The sequence below is a fragment of the Maricaulis sp. genome, from assembly GCF_034670125.1.
Classification (GTDB): Bacteria; Pseudomonadota; Alphaproteobacteria; order Caulobacterales; family Maricaulaceae; genus Maricaulis.
Map to the genome: position 1 here is coordinate 111,942 of NZ_JAXMOC010000008.1, position 8,768 is coordinate 120,709.

Consider the following 8,768-nt stretch of genomic DNA (forward strand, 5'->3'; position numbering starts at 1 on the left):
CGCATCATGTAAGCGGCTTTGCAGCCGATATCAAAGCACAGCTCACAGATCGACCTCAGCCTCTGCGGCCCACCCCGGCCCGACACGCGTCGATCGTTGCGCCACACGGACCGTCAGATGATCCGGCAGCGTCCCGAACGCCGCGACCAGTTCGCTGTCGGCAAGGGTCAGGCCCGAGCTTGTGACATCGTCCAGCTGGTGCACCACACCGGCGGCAAAAAGCTCGACCTGCCAGGCCTCGGCTTCCTCCCCCAGCGGCACATCCGGCGCCGACCAGTCATCGCCGCCGATGCGGGTCTGGCGGATCCAGTCGGCACGCAGCACACCAGTCGTCCGGGCCAGCGTCAGATGGACCGGGGCCAGTGGTGTCAGGTCAGCGGCGACCGGCGGCGCGTCGCGCCGGGTCGCGGCGTCATCGCTGGTTGGATAACCGGCAGCGACAGCCGTCAGTTCCAACGGCACGCCGCGCTCGTGCGGGGCCAGGGTCATCGCCTGACAGGCCGCATCCAGCACCACGATACGGGCACCACTGGCGGCGGCTCGCGATACCCCATTGCCCAGACCGCGCAACAGACCGGTCAGTCGATAGCGACCGGGCGCCAGCAGTTCGGCCTGACTGAAAGCCATCACCTCCCAGAGGCCGGGCAAGGCCTCGACGGCGAGCCGGTTGGCCCCGCCCAGAACCCCGTCCGGGTCAGTGCTGTCCAGGGCGCCCCAATCCAGATCAACGTGCATGGCATGCGCCCGGTCCCAGCGGCCAACCGGACCGGCCGGCAGGCCGTCGACCAGCCACCCCATCCGCGCCGGGCGGGTCAGGGTCACGGCGTGACGATCGAACAGGTAGACATCAATGGCACCCGGCCAGGTCCTGGCCCAGGCCGCGACCACCGGCCCTTCCCGGCTTTCACCGGTCAGGAGCGGCAGGTCGAGCACTTCCAGCGCCGGTCGCATGAGCGTGTCAGGCAATGGCATGTCGCTGCCGGTCTCACCAGCCGACACGGTGGGCGCCTGTCCGGTGGGACGGTGCAGATTGGCGGTGCGCACGGCATCGCCATCCAAAGCGCCGACCTGCCAGGTGACTCCCTCGACCGTGATCCGGTCGCCGACCTCCACCGCCAGGAAATCGGGCGGCAGGACCAGATCGAGCCGCTCGGCCTGCGCGTGAACTGCCAGCAGGTGGTCGCCGCACCAGCGGCGGGCGGTGTCGGCATCGGCGATGACCGGCACGATCAGGGAGCGTGTCGTCACCGTCCCCAGCGTGCCCCGCGCCGAGGCATGACCGGTGCGATAGCTGGCGCGATCATCGTAAAACCCCAGCGCGACATCACGGACAAGGTCCAGCGGTGCGGGATGGACACGGGTGACGCTGTCCTCGCCCGTATCGACCGGGCCGGTGAGCGTCAGGGTATCGGCGCCGCTCTCCACCCCGGCGGAGACAAAACGCACATGATCGGTGCCCTCGATGACGCCGATACCCAGCAAGTCGAGCAAGGGCGCCAGCGCATCCCGGACCGGCATCGGCCGGTCAACAACATAGCCCGCGACCAGATCCTGTACGGCGGTGGTATCGCGCTCGGCCAGCGCCGCACTATCGCAAAGCTGGTCGATGATCCGCGCGACCGGGACCAGGCCGGCGCGACCATTGAGCCAGTGGCCCAGCCGCCAATTTGCCCCGTCCGACCAGATCTCCGAGCGCGCGGGGAAGTCCGGCCAGGGGCGCGCGTCGAAGGCCCAGACATGGGTCCAGTCCGGCTCGACCATCGGGCCGCCATAAAGCGGCGAGACCGGATTGACGGATGGGTCATCCCAGTGCGCCAGCAGGACTTCCAGATAGCGCCGCTGGATCAGGTCGTCGCGGACGCCGGTCGAATGGTGCGGCGGCGCGCTTTCAGAGCTTTTCGGGTCGATGAAGACATTGGGCTGGTTGGCGCCCTTGTCGACCGCGGGACAGCCAATCTCGGTCAGCCAAATGGGTTTGGAGGCCGGCACCCAGCCGGTCGGGCTGGCGCTGCGCACCCCGCCGGGCCGGTCGTGATGGGCGTTCGACCACCAGCCGACAAGATCCTTGTAGCGCCAGACCCAGGCCTCGCCATGCACCGCATCGCTGATCGGCGTGCGAAGCTGGGCGTCGCGATCCTGAGGTGCAGCGTAAAACCAGTCAAACCCCTCCCCGCCCGTCACGTGACTGGCCAGATAGGCGGCATCGTGAGGCCCCGGAGCCAGCGCCGCGTCGAGATGGTCGGTGCCGTCGCGCCAATCGGCCAGCGGGATGTAGAAATCGATCGCCACGGCATCAATTGACGGGTGGGACCAGAGCGGGTCGAGATGGAATATCTTGGCCCCGCCGCCACTCTGGTGACCGTGATACTCACTCCAGTCGGCCGCGTAGGACAGACGGGTCGCCGGGCCGAGCAGGCTGCGCGCCTCGGCCGCCAGCGCGCACAGCGCCGCGACCGCCGGATAGCCCTCACTGGCCCCGGCGGTGGTCAGTGCCACCATTTCCGATCCGATCAGGAAACCATCCACCCCGCCCGCCGCTGAAGCCAGCGCGGCGCAATGCAGGATGAAACGCCGATAGCGCCACGCGTCCGGGCCGGTATAGCTGACCGCGCCGCCATGGACCGAGAAGTCCGACGCCTTTGCGGTGCCGAAGAACGCGTCCACCTGAGCGGCCACACCGCCGGCCTCCGGCCGGATGCGTCCGCGCCATGGATAGGCGGGCTGGCCGGTTCCGCCATCGGGATCCGGCAGGGCGTTGCCATCGGCAATATCCATCAGGATGAAGGGGTAGAGCGTGACCGCAAAACCGCGCGCCTTGAGTTCGCCGATAAGCGCCACCACACCGGCATCATCCGGCGTTCCGCCATAGACGGGACGGTCATCGATCCGGCCGACCAGCCAGGCGGCATCCCGGTCCGCCCCGGCGACGCGCCAGTGGGTCGGGCGGGTCTGGGTGTCGCGATCCTCGACACCGGGCCGGATCTGGCATTCCCCGCAGCGCAGATCATCACCGAACCAGGCCAGCACGATCTGCATCGAGCGACAGGCCGGCAGGTCGCGTTCCAGATCATCGAGCGCGGCCAGCACATCACTCAGCCCGCGGGCATTATTGCGATTGATCGGCGTCTCGGCGCCCGGCCCTTCCAGCCGCATGACCGGATCCGGGCTCAGCGCAAATTCGCCGCAGCCGGGGATCAGGTTGACCCCGCGCACCTGCCGTTCCAGCCCATCCGACCCGACCCCGCGAAACACCTCGACGGAGAGGTTGGGCAGGCGATGCCCGAATTCATCCAGCGGCAGGTCTTCGAGCACCAGATAAGCGGTGCCGCGAAAACCCGGCGCATCCGGCCCTTCAATGGCGGTGATCAACGGGTCAGGCAGCTGGTCCTCGCTGCCAGCATGCCAGCGTACTGGATAGCGAGACGGGTCGAGCAGCGCGCCATTGGCCCAGATCCGCCCGATACCGGAAATCTCGCCTTCACACAGCCCGACCGCGAAGGAGAGCGAATAGGTAAAACCGGTCTCCTTCGGCCCGGACTTGCCGCCACCAGAAGTCTGGGCGTGCTCGGTGAAACGGGCCGCCCAGATCACCTGACCAGCCAGACGGGCGCGGCCCCAGACTTTCGGCATGGCGGCGCCATCGGTGGATGTCTGGACCGGCAGTTCCAGCAGGCGCGGCCCCTCGCGTCCGGGCAGAAGCGAATTGATGGCGACACCGGCCGCAATCCGCCCCAGCGTTGGCAGGGCCGCGCGGGCCGCACCCAGGGCAACACGTCCGGCGGTCAGGACAAGTTGGGCCATGTCATCTCCTCGCGGGGTTCAGCAGGGGGCAGGTCGGGAAAGGCGAAGGCGGCGACCAGACGGCGGCGCCACCAGGGTGTGAGTGCCGTCTCAACAACGCTGCGCCGCCAATAGGCGTGGATGATCCGGTCGCGCTGCGACAGCACCGCGCAATGACGTGCCGTCCCGCCCGGCCGGTCAGCAAACAGGAGGACATCGCCAGGCCGCGGATTGGTCCTGTCGATTTCGATGAAATGAGCGCTGATTGCCGCCATCAGTGCGGCGGCAAGGGGGGTCCCGGCGACGTCTTGGCCATAGGGCGGAACTGTCTGCGGCTCGTCGCCATAAAGCGTCCGCCATATCCCGCGCACGAGGCCCAGACAGTCACAGCCGGCGCCCAGGCAACTGGCCTGGTGGCCGTAGGGCGTACCGATCCAGCGCCGGGCTTCGGCCAGCGCCCGAACACGGGCCCGCCCACGGGCCGTGACGACGGCGCGCTTGCCCCGCCTCATCCGCCCAGCCCCCGTGACGCCCCATCGCGGACCCGCTCGCTGGCCGGCGAGGCTTGCAGCACATCATTGCCGACCATGTGCGGGAAGCCGCGAAAATTGAGCGCATTGGCAAACCGGTCGCGGCAGGTGGTGAGGGCCTGGTCACAGCCCAGCGCAAAACCGGGGTGACCGGCATCGACCCCGCAGCGCCCGTCGCCCAGCACCGCGTCACAGCGACGGGCGAAGACCCGGCCACAGACCCGGCCCAGACGATGGACCAGCCCCAGAAGCTCGGCCTCGAAGCGGCCATCGACGCGGCGGATCTCGCCCAGCTCGCCCTGCCCGGTCTTCACGCCAACCGGCGGATCGCTCGCCCAGTCGACGCGCCAGCTTTCGACCCGCGCACCGGACCAGACCCCGGCTTCCAGATCGTCGCGGCGCAGGACCTCATCATCGAGTGCGCCGACCAGGCCGCCCTGATCCGGTGCCAGACCGGTTTCCGCCGCGACGTCGCTGCCACCAAATCCACTTCCGGCGCGGCAGGTCACGCCTTCAAACTCCAGATCACGGTCATGATCGGCAAAGCCGAAACGGGACGCGTCAGCGCGGGTCACGATCCAGCAGTCGCACAAGGTGGTGACGCCCTCATCGAGCGCCGCCTGGATGGATACAGGCACGGTTTTCATGATCACCTCCGGCAGTCTTCGGGGCCGTGTTCAGGGTCTGATTTCGATCAGGGGGATGGACAGCGCCGACGCCGCACCGGGCTCGTCGAGGGCAAGATCGAGCCGCTCGCTGGCAAAACGCACCGGCACGTCAAAGGCAAAACCCGCCGTCACCGCCTGCCCGGCCGTCGGCGGATCGACCAAGGTGACCAGCCCGTTCGCGGGATCGAGCGTGAAGTCGAGCGTTTCCTCCCCGTCCACGGCCAGCCGGACCGAGCCCTCGACCGGCTTGGTGATGGTGCGGGTCCACGCCTCGCCGCCACTCTCATAATGCTTGACCAGCTGGAACTGGGTCGCGGTGCCGTCGCCGGTGCCGATCAATTGATCGGACGGGTCCGGGGCCTGGTCCGGCGCCGCGGAGCGATTGTCGAACGGGTCGCGAAAGCGAAACCCGTGCAATGGCCCGCGCCGCGCTTCGTAGAATGCGATCAGCGTGTGGGTGTCGCTCAGCGAGCGCACGCCCGGCCCGGCATCATAGCGACGGCGACTGTCGGCCCAGGGCGTATTGCGTTGCTCGCGGCCGGAGACCAGCGGCACGATCCCGGTGCGCCGCTCCGGGCCGCCGCTGGCACCGACCGAGACAGAGAAGGGGAAACGAACCTCGTGAAACACGCTCATGACCAGCGCCTCCCCTCATCGACCGCCCTCGCCAGCGAGCGGGCGATCCGGCCTCGCGATTGCGCAATGGCGCGTTCGCTGCTCTCGCCTGATCCCGGCGGCAGGGTCAGGTGGATATGGACGGACTGGCTGCCAACGCCACCACCCGACGGGCTGACCTGCCCGGCCACGCCCGGGGTGAAGAGTTCCGGCCCGCGCTCACCGACCAGATAGGCGCCACCCGGCTGCACCGGTCCGCCTTCGGCCCGCGCCCCATCCGGCGTGATCGCCCCCAGCGCCCGGTCGATCAGCCCGGCCAGCGGCCGTTCGATCACCTGCTGCGTGGCCAGTCGGGCCAGATCAGCGAGGATCGCCTCGGTCATGCGCGAGAAGTCCGCCTCGCCGGACCGCGCCGCCCGGCCGAGCGCCTGCTCGATCCGGCTGCCGGCGCGCTCGAAAGCGGTTTCCAGCGCCTCGGCAGCGCGTTGTCCGGCTCCGTCGGCAAAATCATCCAACGGGGTGTCAGGACGGGATGAGGTCATGGCTTTGCCTCCTTGTTCAGATCAGGAAATCGGGACCGCAGTGCCTCCAACCCGGCCCGGTCGAGCGAGGCCTGGCCATTCGCGGCGGTCAGGGCGCGCCATTCGACCAGCGACAGGCGCCAGACCTGTTCAGGCCCCAGCCCCAGGGCGTGGCCGGTGCGCAGGACAAGCGCCCAGTTCATGGTGCGCTGCCAAGGCTGAGACAGTCGGCCACGGCCTTGGCGGCGTCGCCGATATCGAGCGGGGCGGCCTTCAGCTCATCCAGACTGATCGTCTCCCCGCCACCGCGCGCCAGCACGGCGACGATCAACAACAGGCGTCCGGCGCCCAGCGCCTCGCCGGGCGGACAAAGCGCTTCGATTTCCGCCAGGGCTCCCAGGGTGAGGCAGAGCGTCAGCGTCCGCTCACCGATGACGAGTTCGACCTCGCCGCGTTGCCGATTGGCCATCTCAGAGCGCCTCGAAGGCCAGCGGACCCGCCGAGGCCAGGCTCATAGACCAGGTCGCCTCGCCATCATGCCGGCCGGCATAATCCAGCGCCGCCACCTGGAAGGCGCCGGTCAGCGTGCCGAAATCGGGGATGACCAGCTGCCAGCTGTCGCAGGAGCGATCGAAAAAGGCCTGCCGGATCCGCGCATCCGCCGCCGCATCGACAAACACGCCTGAGCCGGACACGGCACAGGTCTTCAACCCCGCCCCGTCCAACAACTCGCGCCAGCCACCGGCACTGTCGGCATGCGTCACATCGACAAGACGGGCATTGAGCGAAATCGTCTTCAGCCGCAGGCCAGCGGCCGCCGTAAAGACCGGCGGGTCACCGCCATCGCCGATACGGATCAGGATATCGCGGCCGGATTGGACACTCATGGCAGGTCTCCTTGTTGGGTTTGGCTCGCATCGCCCATCACCGCCCGCAGACGCAAAAGCCCGCGTTTCAGGCGGCGTTCGCGGGTCGCAAAGACGTCTCGATAGGCGGGGGTGAGTGTGATCAGGCGCCAGGGCTCGGGCAGAACGGGGTCTGGCAGGCCGGGCAGCATGGCGGCCGTGACACTGTCGGCCAGCGCGTCGAGCACCGGTCCGGGCTCGCCATCGCGATACCAGACATCCAGACCCAGGCGGATTTCCAGCAGGCGGACACCGTCGGCACCGCGCTCATGGGTCTCGATGCGGCCCCAGCTGGCATGCGGAAAGGCGGCGCGGGTCGAGCGCTCGTCATAAAGGCGGATCGGGTCTCCCAGCAGGATCATCACCGCCGGGTCGCTGGCAAACTGCGCTGTCAGGGCTTCGCGCAGGGCCTCCACCGGAGACGTCACGGGGCCGCTCACAACATCACCGGACGGTAAGGCGCGATCAGCGCCGCCACACCAGGCGGCAGGGCACTGGCGCCATTGGTTTCGGCGAGATGGACGGTGAGCTGGAGAATGGCTTCGCGCAGCGGCGCCGGCACGTCCTCGGGCTGATCGCCATAGCCACAGCGAAAGCGGATCTCGATCCCAGCCGCCGCCCGGCCCGGCAGCGGCCAGCTCTGCCCCGGCCTCAGCACGAGGCGTCCCGGATCGCTCAGCGTGTCGACAAAAAACGCCGCCGGATCGATCTCCGACGGCGCATCATCCAGCCCGTATACCGTGACCGCCTCCAGAGCGATCAGAGGCGGTTTCAACAGGCGAAACCGCGTCCCGAACGCCGACAGGCGCCCCTCGCCCCACCACACATCGCGCCGTTCCAGCCAGGTCTGGGCGAGACAGGCCCGCCCCGTATCCCGCTCGACACGCGCCCGGGCGGTTTGTATCCAATGATTGATCGCGTCATCCTGCGACGCATCCGCCACCCGAAGGCGCGCCCTGGCCTCAGACAGGCTGACAGGCTCCGCGAAAGGCGGATCAAGGAGTGTGAGGGACATGGGGGAGAACTCCAGGAGTGAGAAAAAAGGCAATCGGCGCATGAAGCTCGATCAAAGCGACTTCATTCGACTGTTGCTTCTGGTCGTTGTGCCGTTCGCGAGCTTGTTGCTGATGCCAGTCTGGCTACCTCAAGCCGGCCCTTTGATCTGGGCCGGCGCGGCCGTGATCTGGGTGCCGCTGGCCGCCATCTCGTGCTGGTTCCAAGCCTACCCGCTCCTCGTCCTGTGGACACTGATGACCCAGCGACGCTGGGTCGATAGTGATCTGGACGACCGCATTGCCGCGAGCTTCAACCTGCCAGGTAATGCCGAGACGCGCCCCAGCGCGGACTGAGCCATTGATCCCTTGCAAGCCAGCCGGCCGTATCCGGTTTTCCAGCTCAAGGGTGGAACCGCGCAGCGGCGCCTGCGGCGCCCTTGACCTGGAAAACCGGATGCGGCGAGGTCCCGGCAAGGGATGTATGGCGGGGTGAGCGCCGGGGGGCGCGTCACACCAACGCTACAAACATTTGTCATCCCCGCCGGATGTCCCGCGAACGCGGGACGCAGGGCGGGGACCTAACTGTCTGCAATCACATAGGTCCCTGACTTTCGCCCGGCCTTCGCCGGGCGTCCATCAGGGATTGTCTGTTTGAGATGGTGTTAGAGTGTGTGCGCCGGATGGGGGGCCTTGGCAGCAACCTTGGCCCCCCTGCCGCTGTCGCGACCGCACAGGGATGGGGCTCTCGCCCGTT

General features: G+C 68.2%; 11 protein-coding genes. 1 reads left to right on the forward strand and 10 read right to left on the reverse strand.

What is annotated here, in order from left to right:
* Positions 1–42 precede the first annotated feature (42 nt).
* Genes VOI18_RS13460 through VOI18_RS13505 form a run of 10 tightly spaced genes read right to left on the reverse strand, consistent with a single transcriptional unit; the run spans position 43 to position 8,034 of the window.
* On the reverse strand, positions 43–3,801 hold the full coding sequence (locus VOI18_RS13460) for a baseplate multidomain protein megatron (RefSeq protein ID WP_323762931.1): 3,759 nt from the start codon (positions 3,799–3,801) through the stop codon (positions 43–45).
* Positions 3,783–4,292 (reverse strand): NlpC/P60 family protein, encoded by a 510-nt coding sequence (locus tag VOI18_RS13465; protein ID WP_323762932.1) that lies wholly within the window; start codon positions 4,290–4,292, stop codon positions 3,783–3,785. The genes VOI18_RS13460 and VOI18_RS13465 overlap by 19 nt, the downstream gene beginning before the upstream one ends.
* Complete coding sequence (locus tag VOI18_RS13470) at positions 4,289–4,957, reverse strand: DUF2163 domain-containing protein (RefSeq protein ID WP_323762933.1); 669 nt, start codon at positions 4,955–4,957, stop codon at positions 4,289–4,291. The genes VOI18_RS13465 and VOI18_RS13470 overlap by 4 nt, the downstream gene beginning before the upstream one ends.
* A 30-nt stretch (positions 4,958–4,987) precedes the next feature.
* Positions 4,988–5,614, reverse strand: a complete 627-nt coding sequence (locus tag VOI18_RS13475; protein WP_323762934.1) for a DUF2460 domain-containing protein — start codon at positions 5,612–5,614, stop codon at positions 4,988–4,990.
* Positions 5,611–6,135 carry a phage tail tape measure C-terminal domain-containing protein gene (locus tag VOI18_RS13480; RefSeq protein WP_323762935.1) on the reverse strand — a complete coding sequence of 175 codons (525 nt, stop codon included), beginning with the start codon at positions 6,133–6,135 and terminating at the stop codon, positions 5,611–5,613. Before VOI18_RS13480 ends, VOI18_RS13475 begins: the two co-directional genes overlap by 4 nt.
* The gene (locus VOI18_RS13485; protein ID WP_323762936.1) at positions 6,132–6,317 is read right to left on the reverse strand and encodes a phage tail assembly chaperone; all 186 of its coding nucleotides are present in this window, start codon (positions 6,315–6,317) and stop codon (positions 6,132–6,134) included. The genes VOI18_RS13480 and VOI18_RS13485 overlap by 4 nt, the downstream gene beginning before the upstream one ends.
* A complete protein-coding gene (locus VOI18_RS13490; protein WP_323762937.1) occupies positions 6,314–6,583 on the reverse strand; it encodes a GTA-gp10 family protein in 270 nt (89 codons plus the stop codon). Before VOI18_RS13490 ends, VOI18_RS13485 begins: the two co-directional genes overlap by 4 nt.
* 1 nt (position 6,584) lies before the next feature.
* A complete protein-coding gene (locus tag VOI18_RS13495; protein WP_323762938.1) occupies positions 6,585–7,001 on the reverse strand; it encodes a phage major tail protein, TP901-1 family in 417 nt (138 codons plus the stop codon).
* Entirely contained in the window at positions 6,998–7,447 is a 450-nt protein-coding gene (locus tag VOI18_RS13500) for a DUF3168 domain-containing protein (RefSeq protein ID WP_323762939.1), read from the reverse strand. Before VOI18_RS13500 ends, VOI18_RS13495 begins: the two co-directional genes overlap by 4 nt.
* 8 nt (positions 7,448–7,455) lie before the next feature.
* A complete protein-coding gene (locus tag VOI18_RS13505) occupies positions 7,456–8,034 on the reverse strand; it encodes a head-tail connector protein (RefSeq protein WP_323762940.1) in 579 nt (192 codons plus the stop codon).
* A gap of 40 nt (positions 8,035–8,074) precedes the next feature.
* On the opposite strand from VOI18_RS13505, the gene VOI18_RS13510 reads away from it, so the two are divergent.
* On the forward strand, positions 8,075–8,368 hold the full coding sequence (locus VOI18_RS13510) for a hypothetical protein (RefSeq protein ID WP_323762941.1): 294 nt from the start codon (positions 8,075–8,077) through the stop codon (positions 8,366–8,368).
* Positions 8,369–8,768 lie beyond the last annotated feature (400 nt).

Bases quoted from the DNA above. Each gene is read 5' to 3' on its own strand.
- VOI18_RS13460 (WP_323762931.1), bottom strand. From the start codon at position 3,801: ATGGCCCAACTTGTCCTGACCGCCGGACGTGTTGCCCTGGGTGCGGCC.
- VOI18_RS13465 (WP_323762932.1), bottom strand. From the start codon at position 4,292: ATGAGGCGGGGCAAGCGCGCCGTCGTCACGGCCCGTGGGCGGGCCCGT.
- VOI18_RS13470 (WP_323762933.1), bottom strand. From the start codon at position 4,957: ATGAAAACCGTGCCTGTATCCATCCAGGCGGCGCTCGATGAGGGCGTC.
- VOI18_RS13475 (WP_323762934.1), bottom strand. From the start codon at position 5,614: ATGAGCGTGTTTCACGAGGTTCGTTTCCCCTTCTCTGTCTCGGTCGGT.
- VOI18_RS13480 (WP_323762935.1), bottom strand. From the start codon at position 6,135: ATGACCTCATCCCGTCCTGACACCCCGTTGGATGATTTTGCCGACGGA.
- VOI18_RS13485 (WP_323762936.1), bottom strand. From the start codon at position 6,317: ATGAACTGGGCGCTTGTCCTGCGCACCGGCCACGCCCTGGGGCTGGGG.
- VOI18_RS13490 (WP_323762937.1), bottom strand. From the start codon at position 6,583: ATGGCCAATCGGCAACGCGGCGAGGTCGAACTCGTCATCGGTGAGCGG.
- VOI18_RS13495 (WP_323762938.1), bottom strand. From the start codon at position 7,001: ATGAGTGTCCAATCCGGCCGCGATATCCTGATCCGTATCGGCGATGGC.
- VOI18_RS13505 (WP_323762940.1), bottom strand. From the start codon at position 8,034: ATGTCCCTCACACTCCTTGATCCGCCTTTCGCGGAGCCTGTCAGCCTG.
- VOI18_RS13510 (WP_323762941.1), top strand. From the start codon at position 8,075: ATGAAGCTCGATCAAAGCGACTTCATTCGACTGTTGCTTCTGGTCGTT.